Annotated in this window: 12 protein-coding genes and 1 pseudogene; 8 read left to right on the top strand and 5 right to left on the bottom strand. The window is 71.8% G+C overall.

What is annotated here, in order from left to right:
- Nucleotides 1–77: 77 nt before the first annotated feature.
- Entirely contained in the window at nt 78–1,538 is a 1,461-nt protein-coding gene (locus Ssi02_RS31440; protein ID WP_204031205.1) for an alpha/beta hydrolase, read from the bottom strand.
- Nucleotides 1,539–1,658: 120 nt separating this feature from the next.
- Between Ssi02_RS31440 and Ssi02_RS31435 the strand changes: the two genes are divergently transcribed.
- From Ssi02_RS31435 to Ssi02_RS31410, 6 genes and pseudogenes are all read left to right on the top strand, one after another.
- Nucleotides 1,659–2,909 carry a sensor histidine kinase gene (locus Ssi02_RS31435; protein WP_204031204.1) on the top strand — a complete coding sequence of 417 codons (1,251 nt, stop codon included), beginning with the start codon at nt 1,659–1,661 and terminating at the stop codon, nt 2,907–2,909.
- Nucleotides 2,897–3,544, top strand: coding sequence for a response regulator transcription factor (locus tag Ssi02_RS31430; RefSeq protein ID WP_204031203.1), 648 nt, complete (start codon nt 2,897–2,899; stop codon nt 3,542–3,544). The genes Ssi02_RS31435 and Ssi02_RS31430 overlap by 13 nt, the downstream gene beginning before the upstream one ends.
- 126 nt (nt 3,545–3,670) lie before the next feature.
- Nucleotides 3,671–4,141 (top strand): annotated as a pseudogene (locus Ssi02_RS39990) (HAD family hydrolase); the annotation flags it as partial.
- A 70-nt stretch (nt 4,142–4,211) separates the two neighbouring features.
- Nucleotides 4,212–4,490 carry an HAD-IA family hydrolase gene (locus Ssi02_RS31420; protein ID WP_204031201.1) on the top strand — a complete coding sequence of 93 codons (279 nt, stop codon included), beginning with the start codon at nt 4,212–4,214 and terminating at the stop codon, nt 4,488–4,490.
- A gap of 109 nt (nt 4,491–4,599) precedes the next feature.
- On the top strand, nt 4,600–4,836 hold the full coding sequence (locus Ssi02_RS31415) for a response regulator transcription factor (protein ID WP_373870223.1): 237 nt from the start codon (nt 4,600–4,602) through the stop codon (nt 4,834–4,836).
- 150 nt (nt 4,837–4,986) lie between these two features.
- Nucleotides 4,987–5,805 carry a type II CAAX endopeptidase family protein gene (locus Ssi02_RS31410; protein ID WP_204031200.1) on the top strand — a complete coding sequence of 273 codons (819 nt, stop codon included), beginning with the start codon at nt 4,987–4,989 and terminating at the stop codon, nt 5,803–5,805.
- A gap of 290 nt (nt 5,806–6,095) precedes the next feature.
- Here the strand turns inward: Ssi02_RS31410 and Ssi02_RS31405 are convergent, their stop codons facing one another.
- Nucleotides 6,096–6,443 carry a tetratricopeptide repeat protein gene (locus Ssi02_RS31405; protein WP_204031199.1) on the bottom strand — a complete coding sequence of 116 codons (348 nt, stop codon included), beginning with the start codon at nt 6,441–6,443 and terminating at the stop codon, nt 6,096–6,098.
- Between the two features lie 210 nt (nt 6,444–6,653).
- On the opposite strand from Ssi02_RS31405, the gene Ssi02_RS31400 reads away from it, so the two are divergent.
- On the top strand, nt 6,654–7,100 hold the full coding sequence (locus tag Ssi02_RS31400) for a hypothetical protein (RefSeq protein ID WP_204031198.1): 447 nt from the start codon (nt 6,654–6,656) through the stop codon (nt 7,098–7,100).
- A 131-nt stretch (nt 7,101–7,231) separates the two neighbouring features.
- Here the strand turns inward: Ssi02_RS31400 and Ssi02_RS31395 are convergent, their stop codons facing one another.
- The 3 genes from Ssi02_RS31395 to Ssi02_RS31385 form a co-directional block, all read right to left on the bottom strand.
- Nucleotides 7,232–7,984 carry an ATP-binding protein gene (locus Ssi02_RS31395; RefSeq protein ID WP_204031197.1) on the bottom strand — a complete coding sequence of 251 codons (753 nt, stop codon included), beginning with the start codon at nt 7,982–7,984 and terminating at the stop codon, nt 7,232–7,234.
- A 205-nt stretch (nt 7,985–8,189) separates the two neighbouring features.
- Nucleotides 8,190–8,969: an AfsR/SARP family transcriptional regulator gene (locus Ssi02_RS31390; RefSeq protein ID WP_204031196.1), complete on the bottom strand. Its 780-nt coding sequence runs from the start codon at nt 8,967–8,969 to the stop codon at nt 8,190–8,192.
- Between the two features lie 195 nt (nt 8,970–9,164).
- On the bottom strand, nt 9,165–9,380 hold the full coding sequence (locus Ssi02_RS31385; RefSeq protein ID WP_204031195.1) for a DUF5988 family protein: 216 nt from the start codon (nt 9,378–9,380) through the stop codon (nt 9,165–9,167).
- Between the two features lie 278 nt (nt 9,381–9,658).
- Here Ssi02_RS31385 and Ssi02_RS31380 point away from each other — a divergent pair, with 278 nt between their 5' ends.
- Complete coding sequence (locus tag Ssi02_RS31380) at nt 9,659–12,766, top strand: CHAT domain-containing protein (protein ID WP_204031194.1); 3,108 nt, start codon at nt 9,659–9,661, stop codon at nt 12,764–12,766.
- The last annotated feature ends 22 nt before the right edge of the window (nt 12,767–12,788 follow it).

Genomic DNA, 12,788 nt, shown 5'->3' with positions numbered 1-12,788 from the left:
CGCTCGAACCCGGCGCAGCAGACGTGCACTGTCACAGGCAGGCGCACGAACAAGGCGGCGGCGGTGAAAGGCGCAGCTCAGCGCTCACACGTGAGGCCGTCCCCGGCGGGGACGCGCAGGTGCAGCAGGTAGTCGTCGACCGCCCGCCGGGTGCAGGCCGTGCGCTCGTAGGCGCCGTGGCCCGCGCCCTCGTAGGTCACCAGCGCCGCGCCCTGGCCGAGCTGCCGGAGGACCCTCACCGCCCGGGTGTGCCCTGTCGCCGGGTCGTGACGCGCGTTGACCAGCAGGATCGGGGGAGTGCCCGCCGGCACCTTCAGCCGGTGCTGGGGGTTGCGCGGCTCGACCGGCCAGAGGGCACAGGTCAGGGCGAACGCCTGGGTGTCGGGCTGGGTGCGCATGTGGGGCGCGACCCGGCGCATCTTCGCGGCGAGGGCGGCGAACCGCCGGTGGTCGGAGATCGTCAGCCGCCAATCCTGGCAGCCGGCGACCGCCGGATGCTCGATCTCCCGCATCTCCGGGGGTGGCCCGCCGCGTACGATGCCACGGGGTCCCGGCTTCCCCGACTCCAACGAGGCCATCCGCTTGGCCAGCCAGGAGTAATCCGGCCCCATAAGGCCGCCCAGATGCGCCTCCGTGGCCAGGTCGTACGCGCTCAGCACGCGGCCGGCCATGGCGGGGTCGCGTAGCGTGCCCCGGTCCGCCCGAACCATGAGCCCGTCCCAGATCTGCGGGACGTCCCTGCCGTGCAGCGCACATGCCCGGTCGCGGGCGCACCAGCGGGCGAAGGCCACAAACGCGTCCTCGGCGTTGGCCGCCTGGCTCTTCAGGAAGCGGCCGGTGGGCATGCTGTGGTCGACGACGCTGTCCAGCGACATGGCCCGGAGATTGCGCCCGAACAGCTCCGCGTAATGCTGCCCGGGCAGTGTTCCCGCGGACACGCCGTGGTAGCTGATCGTGCTCTCGCCGAGCGCGGCGCGTACGGCGTCGAGGTCCCGGGCGCCGCTGACCGAGTCGAGGTGATCGGCCACCGGTCCTGTGCGGCGCCGGCAGTCTGCGGCCAGCTCGGCGGTGTACGCCCGGAACCGGTCGAACTCGGCCTGGTCACGGGGTGTGGGCAGGGGCTCGCGCCGGACGATGTCGGCCGAGCACCGCACCGGGGAGCTGCGTCCCATGCCGCGCGGGTCGAAACTCACGATGTCGAATCTCGCCAGGATCTCTTTGCTGAAGTACGTGCTCGCCGCGCCCTGGACGAAATCGGTGCCCGGCCCGCCGCCGAAGTTCACCGCCAGGACGCCGATGCGCCGCCCCGGCTCCGCTGCCTTGAGCCTGGCCACCGCCAGGCCGAACCTCGCCCCGCCCGGCCGTCCCCAATCGACCGGGACCTGCAGCTCACCGCATTCGACGGCCCGGTTGTCCGCACACGGCGCCCACGCGATCTCCGGCGCCGCCGCCGCGCCGTGACGCGGAAGCGCCGTGCCGCCCGGGAATGCGAGCACAGTGCCCGCGAGCACCGCACCCAGCTTGTAGGCGAATCCCATTATGAAACTCCTCCTTCGCAACTTGCCGAAGGCCCATCCAAGGCGGTGCGGCGGGCGGGCACAGGAGTCTCCACATCCAGTTCCGGGGGTGGGCAGGCCCTACCTCGTACAGTGGCCGCCATGGAATTGTCAGAGGCTCTGCGTGGGGCTCCCCTGCGCTTTGTCGCGTCCCCCTGGCCGCTGCGCACCGCCGCCTACGTGCTCACCGGCGTGGTCAGCGGCCTGCTGGCCCTGGCGTGGGTTCCGGTGGCGCTGGTGGCGGGCGCGTATGTGCTCACGCCGCTGCTGACGTCCCCGCTCGCGGCAGCCGAGCGGCGGCGCGTCGCGCTCCTCGGCCTCCCCGCGCTGCCCGGCCCGCACCGCGTCCTGGACCGTGCCGGGTTCGCCGCCCGGCTGAGGGCTCGGCACACCGACGCGGCCACCTGGCGCGAGCTGGCCTACCTGGTGCTGCACGGCAGCATGCTGCTGGCCGTGAACGTCGTGGCACTGCTGCTCGGCTCTGCCCCCACGCTGGTCTACCTGAGCGGCGTCGCCAACCTCGCCACCTCGCAACCCGGCGGCCCGGCGCCCGCCACACCCGCGATGGGGACCGCCGCCGCAGACGGCCAGGTGTTCGCGCTGGTCGGCGGGGCCGCACTGGCCGTGCTCGGCACCGCCGTACTCCTCTCCTACGCGACGGCCCTCGCCGCGCTGGCCCACGGCGCGCTCGCCCGACTCCTGCTCTCCCCCGGCGACGAGGCCCGCGTCCGCTCGCTGACCAGTTCCCGCGCCCGCCTCATCGACGCCTTCGAGTCGGAGCGCCGCCGCATCGAGCGCGACCTGCACGACGGCGCCCAGCAGCGGCTCCTCCGGCTCGGCATGACGCTTGTCACGGCCCAGCTCGAACTCGACCACGACCCCGAGGCCGCCCGCCCTCTGCTCGCGCAGGCGGCCGGGGAGGCCAAGGCCGCGCTCTCCGAGCTGCGCGAGCTGGTCCACGGCATCCACCCCCGGGTGCTGACCGACCTGGGCCTCCGCGCCGCCGTCGCCGACCTCGCGGCGGGCCTGGCCGTGCCGGTGACCGTGGCGATGGAGGTGCCGGAACGATTACCGGCGCCCGTGGAGTCCACGGCGTACTTCGTCGTCGCCGAGGCCCTGACCAACGCGGCCCGGCACGCCGCCGCCACCGAGATCACGGTGACCGGCTCGGCCGGCGCCGGCATCCTGACCGTCGTCGTAGACGACAATGGCAAGGGCGGCGCGGATCCGGCGCGCGGCACGGGCCTGACCGGACTGGCCGACCGGGTCGACGCCCTGGCCGGCACCATCACCTTGACCAGCCCGCCCGGCGGGCCCACGACCCTGCGCCTGGAGTTGCCGTGCTCCGCATAGTGCTCGCCGAGGACGCGTTGCTGCTGCGTGAGGGGCTGGCCGCGCTGCTGGCCCGCTTCGGCCACGAGGTGGTGGCCGCCGCCGGCGATCCGGACTCGATGTCGGCCGCCGTCGCCGAGCAGTCCCCCGACATCGTGGTCACCGACGTGCGCATGCCGCCCACCTTCACCGACGAGGGCCTGCGCGCCGCCGTCGCCCTCCGCCGCGCCCACCCCGGGCTCCCCGTCCTGATCCTCAGTCAATATGTGGCCACGGCCTACGCCGCCAAGCTCCTGGAGTCCACGAACGACGGCGGCATCGGCTACCTGCTGAAGGACCGCATCCTTGAGGTGCGCGAGTTCGTCGACGGCGTCGAACGGGTCGCCGCCGGCGGCTGCGTCATCGACCCCGAGGTGGTCCGCCTCCTCCTCACCCGCCATCACAACCCGCTGACCCGCCTCACGCCTCGCGAACGCGAGATCCTCGCCCTCATGGCGGAGGGCCGCTCCAACACGGCGATCACCAACGAGCTGAGGGTGAGCGAGAAGGTGGTCGGCAAACACATCAACGCCATCTTCACCAAACTGGATCTCCCGCCCACGGTCACCGACGACCACCGCCGCGTCCGCGCCGTCCTGATGTACCTCCGCGCCTGACCCCGCCCCCAAGTCATCGGGGGCACAGCCACAGGACGCGCGATTGCGGCGCGGAACGCTTAACCGGACCAGAGCCGGCAGGAAGGGGGATCGCCTGGTCAGCCGAGGAAGGCGGTCGGGACGTCGATGACGGCCTGGGGTTGCCTGGTTCCCAGGCGGCAAGAACCGCTAGCCCGGCATCGAAGAGCACGTTTCCCGAAGCCGCGCCACGCGGTACCCCGCGTTGACATCGGTGTGCGGAGATGGTCAGCCTGGAAGGATCGTCCACACCGACGGCGGGGGAAAGGCCGGTCGATGCCAGTCAGTCTGCGTTGTGCGGCGGTCCTGTTCGACTCCGATGGAGTGCTGGTGCACTCACAACAGGTGATCGACCGGGTGCTCGCCGAGTGGGCCGCCGAGCACGGCCTCGACCCCGGTCACGTCATCGAGATCTCCCGGGGCCGCCGTGACGTGGAGATCGTACGGATCGTCGCCCCCGAACTCGACGCCGAGGAGGAGGCCAGGCGGCTTGAGGAACGCGAGCTCGCCGCTCTGGACGGCATCGAGGAGGTGCCGGGCGCCCGCCGGCTGCTCGACCGCCTGCCCGCGGACCGGTGGGCGGTGGTGACCTCGGGCAGCGAGGCCCTCGTCCGCGGCCGCCTGCGCGCCGCCGGCCTCCCCCAGCCCCGTGCTGGTCTCGGCCGACGACGTCAACGAGGGCAAGCCGAACCCCGAGGGCTACATGATGGCCGCCCGCGCCCTGTCTGCCGAGCCAGGCGACTGCCTGGTGTTCGAGGACTCCCCCAGCGGCGTAGCCGCAGGCGCCTCAGCGGGCGCCCGCGTCGTCGCCCTGCTCACCACATCGCCCCGCGCGGAGCTACCCGCCGACCTCTGGATCGACGACCTGCGCGCCGTCGAACCCCACGCGGGCGACGAGGCCCTCCACCTGTCGGTCGGCACACTCTGAGCCGACGACCGTCCTCCAGCAGGCTCATGCCGTACGGCACAGCCGGGGCCAGGGGGGCGAACGCGGTACCGGCCGCATACCGGACGACCTTCTGCTCGACGTGGTGCCGATGGGCATCCGCATGCCCCGCCCGGACGGTCTCACCTCACGTGAGGTCGAGATCTTCGGCCTGCTCGCCCGCGGCAGGTCCAACAGTGAGATCTGCGCGGAACCGGTGCTGAGCGAGAACACCGTGAAGTCGCACGTCCGGGCCATCCCGCAGAAACTGAACTTGCGCGACCGCGTGCGCGCGGTGATCTACGCCTACGGGAACGGGCTCGTCGCTCGCCACCCAATTTCATCCTGACGGGCGGTACCGGGTTCACCCCTTCGGGTGAGGCCGGACCGATTCCGCCGGGCCTAGTTTCGAGATTGTGCGTTTCCTACGTCTTCAAGATGGCCGATCCGCGCTACGCCCATCGAGCAGATCCTCGCGCCCGCACGAAACGAGGTCATCATGACTGCGTCCCCCACGCACTCCAGTTCTGCCAGATCAACTGTCATCGATGTCACGTGGTTCTTCGCGATCGCCGTCCTGCTGTGTTTCGCGCTGTCCGTTCCGATGGTCTTCCGGCTCGTCCCGACGGACTTCTACAACCTGATCACTCCGATCATGCAACAGACCCCACTGCTCGCAGCGATCATCATGTGGCTTGCCCGACGACCCGGAACGTTCCGAGAGACGTTCGCCACCAGGTGGCGCGGCACACCCAAGTGGGCCGGCATCGGCATCGGCCTCATCGCCGCGATCGCCGCGGTCCAAACCGCCATCGCACTGGCATTGGGGATCTGGCAGCTCAACCCGGTTGACCAGATCTTAGTGTCGACCATGTGGATCGCTCCGGTCTTCCTCATGCAGTCGGTCTTCGCCATCGGAGAAGAGTTCGGCTGGCGCGGCTGGCTGGCGACGCGCGCCGCGTCATGGGGATTCTGGCCGCTGGCCCTTGTCAGTGGTCTGGTCTGGATCGTCTGGCACCTGCCTGTCCTCGCCGTCATCGGTGATCGTCCCGCCTGGGACATCGTCATCTACTTCGCGGGCATGCTGCCATGGGCGCCGCTGTTGCTCGCACTTCGCTGGCATTCGGGGAGTGTCTGGCCGGCGGTTTTGACGCACGGAGCGATCAACAGCGTCCGGGTGTACCTGCTGCAATCCGTCCCCAACGCAACGGATCACCTGCTCATCGAAGTGATCGGCTGGGTGCTCACGCTCGCCGCTGCCGCGTGGCTGATGCGCCCGAGCCGGGCGCAGCTCGTCCGCGGGTCTGTTGAAGGTTAGGTTGATTCTGGGACGTCATGTTCAAGCTCGTCGAAGTGGAGTTCGGCGTCTCCCTCGGCGCCTAGGCCATACCGAACGGAGACCGGATCGGCGACAGACGGGCGCACATCTCCTCGGTGACCGGGAACCCCTGCGCCCGCAGTCGCTTGCCAGGGCATCCAGGTAGAGGCTGTTCCAGGGCCCCTCACGGTCCGCGGCAAGGCGCTGGCGGCCCCGGGCTTCGCCGTGCCGGCCGCACCTGGCGGTGACAGCCGGCTTCCGGCGGGCTCGTGCCGTACGGCGGAGCCGGGTCAGGGGGCGAACGCCGCGTAGGCGGCCTCGCCGCTCAGGGCCGCGGCGAGGCGCAGGTGGCCCTGGCCTTCACCGTGGCGGCTCTGCCGCTGCAGGGTGCGGCCGAGGAGCAGGTGGGCGTAGGCGTCGGAGGGGTCCTGCTCGACGGCCTTGCGCAGCTCCTGCTCGGCGCGGCCCAGCTGGGCCGAGTGGTAGTAGGCCCGGGCCAGCAGCATCCGCACGGCGAGGTTGCCGGGCTCCTCCGCGCTGACGGTGCCGAGCAGCTCGGCCGCTGTGATGTAGTCGCGCGCCTCGAAGAACGTCACGCCGCGCTCGTAGCGCTCGGCGAGCGTCTCGAAGGTGGTCATGGCGTTCCCCTCTCAGGATCGGTGAATCCGCGTGGCCGTTCGCCTGCAACCATCGCAGGACGCCGCTCATTCCCGGCCCCGGCCGCCGGCTCATCGAGTCTCGGCGCCTCGCTGGATGAAGTGGTCGGCTATCCCGGTGACGGGGAAGGGTGGGCGGTAGCCTGGGCTGCCATGGTCAAGATGTCGCCACTCATACGAATCGCCGGGTCCATGGTCTTGGTCGCCCTGGGGGTGACCGCCTGTCAGCAGGCGGAGCCGGTTTCGAGCGGGGCCGCGGGGGCTCCTGTGCCGGCGGTGGCCTCGCCGGCGGGTGAGGCGCCGGCACCGGCGGCGGGTGAGGCGCCGGCACCGGCGGCGCCGGTCACCCGGAAGGTCACTCTGGAGGTGATCGGCAAGGGTAAGTCCGTTCAGCCGATCGCCTTTGTCGCCGATGTGGCGGGGACGGAGGCCGACGCCGAGCTTCCGTGGAAGAAGACCGTGACGGTCGAGCTCACCAAGGCCGAGCAGAAGGTCGGAAGGTTGATCAACATCATCCCCGGTTCCGTCCGTGACGCCAAGGGCAAGATCAAGCTTGGCAAGTGCCGCATTCTCGTCGAGGGCAAGGTGGTCGCCACCAACGACTCCGGCCAGGTCTTGTGTGAGCACATGCTGAAGTGATCACAAGGTGATCGACCCGCCGCGAAGGGGTGCCGGGCTCGGCGGCATCCCCCATCCCCTAGCAGTGCGCCGGCAGGCGTAGCGACACTCGGCGGCCGGCAGGCGTAGCGACACTCGGCGGCCGGCGGAAGTCACGGTGCGCCGGCGGCCGGCAGCCTGATCCGGAAGGACGCGCCTTCGCCGGGAGACGAGCGCAGCTCCACGTGTCCCCCGTGCGCCCCCACGATGGACCGCACGATCGCCAGGCCCAGGCCGGCGCCGCCCGTGGCCCTCGCGCGTGAAGCGTCCGCGCGGTGGAAGCGGTCGAAGACCCGCTCCACCTCCTCGGCCGGGAGCCCCGGCCCTTTGTCCTCGATCACGAGCACCGCGTCCGCGCCATCGGTCCCGACACCGATCCTGACCGGTGTGCCGGCAGGTGTGTGCGTGACCGCGTTGCCGACGAGGTTGCTGACCACTTGACGTAGCCGGGCCTCGTCGCCCAGCACCGGGGCGCCTGCCGGAGGGCCGCCTTGGGGGCCGGTGAAGGCGATGGGTCTCGACGGGTCGAGGGCGGCGAAGCCGACGCGGGAGGCCGGCAGGCCGTTTGTCTGAGCCAGGTAGAGCAGATGCTTGTACGCCGTCCGCCGCGGATGCACCGCCCGCGCGTCCAGCATCGCGCCGATCGTGCGCAGCGGGTGCACCAGCTCAGCGTGGGCGCGGCCGTTGATCGTGGCCGTGCCGGCGGTCGGCAGGTCGAGGCCGAGGATCATGCGCATGGCCGTGCTCTTGCCCGCGCCGTTCGGCCCCAGGAAGCCGGTGACCAGGCCCGGCCGCACGGTGAAGGAGAGGTCGTCCACGGCGAGCTGCTCGCCGTAGCGTTTGGTCAGTCCGTTGAGCTGGATCATGCGTCCCAGAGTGGGGCGGCAGGTTGGAGGGGTTCTGAGCGCTCCTGTGAGTTCTCTGTGAGCCGGGCCCCATCACTTGGGCGGCACCCCGGGCTCCCCGGCCGTTCCACAGGAAACTCCCAGATCTCCGCCCGCCGCACGACCTGCCCAAAAACCGCGCCGTACGGCGAAGCACCGGCAGCCGCCCCCTTGAGCGAACGTCCGGTCAGCTCGCCGGGGCGTAAAGGCGGCGAGGTTCCCCGGCCGCCAGGATGGCGTGGTGCAGGTCCCGCAGCGGGCGGCTCGGCTCGACGCCGAGGTCCTCCTTGAGCACCCTGCGAGCGGCCCGGTAGACGCGGAGCGCGTCCTCCGGCCGCTCCGAGCGGAACAACGCGAGCATCAGCTGCCGGTAATACTCCTCGCGATAGGGGTTCTCCCCGATCAGCACGTGCATCCGCTCCACGATCTCCCGGTGCCTGCCGAGGGTGAGCTGCGCCTCGGAGAGCAGTTCGAGGCACTCCAGTCGTGCCTCCCGCAACCAGGCGGCGAAGCCGTCGAGGATCGGCCCTTTACGCAGGTCGCCGAGCACGGGGCCGCGCCAGAGGGCGAGCGCGGACTCCAGCCGGGTGCACGCCTCGGCGTGGCGCCGGCCGCGGAGCAGCCCGCGCCCCTCGTCCAGCAGGCGCAGGAAGATGCCGGAGTCGAGTTCGTCGGCGCCCAGCCGCAGCACATAGCCGGGCGGCTGGGTGGCCACGGGAGACTCCGCGCGGTCCGGCCGGTGCCGGTGCAGGAACTTGCGGAGCTGGGACATGTAGACGTGCAGGCACGCGGTCGCGCGGCGGGGCAGCCGGTCGCCCCAGAGCTCGGTCGTCAGTGTCTCGGGCGTGACCACACGGTCGGCGCGGACCAGCAGGACCGCCAGCACCGTCTCGATCTTGGGAGCGCTGATCTCGGACCGCCCGGCGCCGTCCGCGACCCGCAACGGGCCGAGGATCTCATATCTCATCACACGCTCCCCTCGCCGGAAGCGGATCCGCGATTCAACAGAAGAAACCCGGTGAACCCCCCTGCGGAATCCCGCCCCACACTCAATGCTGTATCTGAGCGTTTCCGGGAGTCCACCCCTATGTTTATTCCTGGGGTCCGCGGAGGTGAATGAGCAGGTGATCGGCACCGCCCGGAACATTCTCCGGTAAGAGAATCACTCGGCTATCTTGGTGCGGCGCGTCCAGCGGTAAGACAGGGGTCCTGTGGAGTCGTCCGCCCGCTCGAAATGCTCATACCCCCCGTTTCTCGGGATCTTTATCTTGCCGTCGCCGATCTCACGCGCGCGAACGCGCAGTGTTCCGGGAAGATCGGCGGGCCCGCCCTCCAAGATGACGACGATGCCTTCGTCTTCCTCGCGCGTCGAATTCACCTGAACTCCTCCGCAGGTCGCTTGTGGACGCCTGACTCTTCACCCCGCGAGGCGAAGCCGATTTCCGGGCGGGCGGGGGCCGCCTTTCCCCGGTCGGCGGTGCACTGTTCCACCCACTGACTACAAGGTGATAAACCCGTGTATATGACCCCCGACGCACCTCCAACAACCCCTAACCCACCTAGGGGATGTCCCCTATCAAAGCCCACGGCGTTTTCCGGATTTTCATCCGGTTTCGGACCTGATCTACCATTGCACTGCTCCCCGGGAGACCACCGATGAGCGACCGCTCGCTGCGGATCGTGCAGCAATGCGTCAAGCGCGTGCTCGCCGACCGCGAGGTCTCTCACGTGACGAAACCCGGCGTGCTGCAACACGCCCTCACCCTCGACGAGGCCCTGCGCGAGGGCGCCTACAACACCTCCCCCGCCATACGGCTGGACGCCGCCCACGCCGCCGGGATGTACGGCTGGTTCCACCAGCTCGCCGAAAATCCCTCCGACGGCTCCTCCCTGTACATGGCGATCGCCCACCTCACGCCGTGCTTCATGCGCGGCAAGGGCCCGCTGCCCGACGAACTGCTCCCCGACCTCGCCGACCGCGCAGCCCACCTGCTGCCCGGAATCGTGCGCTCCGCCCGCGACCCCGGCCGGGCCGTCGCCGCCTGCCGCCGCCTCGTCGCCGCCACCCCCGGCGGGCACGAGCAGCTCCACCACCGGCTGGCGCTCCTGTCGGCGGCGTTCGAGGTACGGTTCGACCACGCAGGCCGCCCCCCGGACCTCGACGACGCGATCGAGGCCAGACGGGCGAGCCTCGACCTCGCCCCGCCCGGCCGCGCCGAGTCCTCCGCGAGACTCGCCGCCCTGCTGGCCAAACGCTTCACCGTCTCGCGCGACCTGAACAGCCTGCGCGCGGCCACCGTCGCGAGCGATCGGGCGCTCGCCGAGTGCGCCCCCGGCGACCCCGCCCTGGCGACGGCCCTGACGGGGTTCGCCCACCACTTCGGCCTGTGGTTCGACCAGACCGGCGACAAGAGCGCCCTGGACCGCGCGATCGCGGCCGGGGAGCGGGCCCTTGCGGCCACCCGGCCGGACGAGCCCGCGCACCTGTCGGCCGCCCGCACCCTGGGAAACCTGCTGACCGCCCGGCACCGAGCCCTGGGCGACGCCGACGCGCTGGACCGGCTCATCGACATGAAGGAGAGCCTGCTCGGCCACCACGACTGGGCGGGCATCCTGCCCGGCCTCCTGAGCGCCCTGCGCAAACGCCACCAGCGGATCGGCGACCTCGCCTCCCTCGACCGCGCCACGGCCCTGACCGAACAGGCGCTCTCCCGCCGCGTGCCGGCGAGAACCTACTACCTGCGAGTGCTCTGCTCCCTGCTGCGCACACGGCACCACCGCACCGGCGTGCTCGACGACCTGCGCCGCGCGGCCGAGGTCGGCGAGACGCTGGCCAAGGAGAGCTCCGCCGATGCTCCACCCCTGCGCTCCAGAGCCCTGGCCGAGGCCGCCAAGGCCCGGCACGAGTGGCACCTGCGCACCGGCGACCCGCACGCGCTGGACCGCGCGCTCACGCTGGCCGAGCAGGCCGTACGGCACAGCCCCGCCGGAGACCCGCACCGGCCGCGACGCCTGCACGATCTCGCACGCGCGCTGCAGTCCCGCTACCGGGCCCGCGGCGACCTCTGCGACCTGGACCGCGCGATCGTGCAGGCGGAGCGCGCCCTGGAGCTCACCCCGCGCGACCACGCCGACCGCCTCGCCGTGGCCGGCGACCTCGGCACCATGGTGCACGCCCGGTTCGAGCTGGCGGGGCGGCGCGCGGACCTGGAGCAGGCGATCGCCCTCGGGGAGGAGGCGACCGCGACGCCTCCGGACTCGCCTGACCCCGCCACCCGCGTGCGGCACCTGCTCAGCCTCGGATCGGCCCTCGCGGCCAGGTTCACCCTTACCGGCGCCCGGCGCGACCTGGCCCGGGCCCGGCGGGTCGTCGCCGACGCCGAGGCGCTGGAGGGCACTGCGATCAGGGACCGGATCACGATCCACCTGAGCCAGGCCGGGATCGCCGGCCTGGCTGGCGACGCGCAGGCCGCGACCGCGGCCTTCACGGTCGCCGCCGGGCTTCTGCCGTACCTCGCGCCCGACGGGCTGCCCCCCGGCGAGCGCGTGCAGATCTTCGGGAACGTGCGGCGCGTCGCGGTGGATCTTGCCGCGGCCGAGGCGGAGGCGGGCCGGCCCGGACGCGCCGTCGAGCTGCTGGATCGGGCGCGCGGCGGGCTCATCGCCAAGGCGGCGGCCGAGGATCCGCAGGCCGGGACACCGGTCGCTGAGGACGGCCCGGTGGCCACGGTCACCGCCACGCCGCGCGGCGGGCTGGCCCTGGTCCACACCGGCGACCCGCACCGCCCGGTGCACACGCTGCCGCTGCCCGGGCTCACCGAGCTCGCGGCCCGCCGGAAGGTGGAACTGCTGCGCGGCGCCCTCGCGACGCTGACCGACCCCGCCAACCGGGAACGGGACCGCCTGTACGCGCGCCAAGAGGTGACTGTCGTGCTCGGATGGCTCTGGAACGAGGTCGTCGAACCGGTGCTCACCATCCTCGACCGGGCGGGCTGGGACGGAGCACGCCTGTGGTGGTGCCCGCTCGGCATCGCGGCCTCGCTGCCCCTGCACGCCGCCGGGCGGCGGGATCTTGGCGTCTACCTCTCCGACAGGACCGTCTGCTCCTACACCGCGACCCTGCCGGCACTCGCCCGTGCCCGCGAACGCGCCCCGGCCACGGGGCCGGCTCTGGTGGTGGCGATGAGCCGCACCCCCGGCGCGGCCCCGCTGCCGGACGCCGGGCGGGAGGCGCAGGCGGTCGCCGGGGAGCTGCCGGGCGCGACGGTCCTGCACGACGAGGACGCCACCCGCGAGGCCGTGCTCGCGGCCCTCGCGACACATTCCGTGGCGCATTTCGCCTGTCACGCGGCGGACTCGCGGAAGGACCCGGTAGGTGGCACACTGCTACTCCACGACCACGCCGCGCATCCGCTGACGGTCGCCGAGTTGTCGCGGTTGCGCCCGGTGGAGGCGGAGCTCGCCTACCTGTCAGCGTGCCGGATGAGGGAGCTGCTCGTGCCGCAGGCCGACGATGCCCTGCATCTCCCGTGGGCGTTCCAGCTCGCGGGTTTCCGCCATGTCATCGCCACCATGTGGCCGATCGACGGCGACGCCGCCGCCGATGTGGCGGCCGAGGTCTACCGCGACCTCACCGGCGGCGGCCAGGCCCCGCCCGACACCGCCCGCAGCGGCCAGGCGCTGCACCACGCCACGCGGTCGCTGCGCGAACGCCACCCCGACCGGCCCGAGCTGTGGGCGGCCCACCTGCACATCGGGCCGTGACCGGACAACCCTCGCGCCCCTG

Source organism: Sinosporangium siamense (genome assembly GCF_016863435.1).
Classification (GTDB): Bacteria; Actinomycetota; Actinomycetes; order Streptosporangiales; family Streptosporangiaceae; genus Sinosporangium; species Sinosporangium siamense.
The sequence above is the reverse complement of the archived record's forward strand: the minus strand, read 5'-3'. Positions and strand labels throughout refer to the sequence as shown.

Coding starts and splice junctions, on each gene's coding strand:
- Ssi02_RS31440 (WP_204031205.1), bottom strand. CDS start 1,538: ATGGGATTCGCCTACAAGCTGGGTGCGGTGCTCGCGGGCACTGTGCTC.
- Ssi02_RS31435 (WP_204031204.1), top strand. CDS start 1,659: ATGGAATTGTCAGAGGCTCTGCGTGGGGCTCCCCTGCGCTTTGTCGCG.
- Ssi02_RS31415 (WP_373870223.1), top strand. CDS start 4,600: ATGGGCATCCGCATGCCCCGCCCGGACGGTCTCACCTCACGTGAGGTC.
- Ssi02_RS31410 (WP_204031200.1), top strand. CDS start 4,987: ATGACTGCGTCCCCCACGCACTCCAGTTCTGCCAGATCAACTGTCATC.
- Ssi02_RS31405 (WP_204031199.1), bottom strand. CDS start 6,443: ATGACCACCTTCGAGACGCTCGCCGAGCGCTACGAGCGCGGCGTGACG.
- Ssi02_RS31400 (WP_204031198.1), top strand. CDS start 6,654: ATGGTCTTGGTCGCCCTGGGGGTGACCGCCTGTCAGCAGGCGGAGCCG.
- Ssi02_RS31395 (WP_204031197.1), bottom strand. CDS start 7,984: ATGATCCAGCTCAACGGACTGACCAAACGCTACGGCGAGCAGCTCGCC.
- Ssi02_RS31390 (WP_204031196.1), bottom strand. CDS start 8,969: ATGAGATATGAGATCCTCGGCCCGTTGCGGGTCGCGGACGGCGCCGGG.
- Ssi02_RS31380 (WP_204031194.1), top strand. CDS start 9,659: ATGAGCGACCGCTCGCTGCGGATCGTGCAGCAATGCGTCAAGCGCGTG.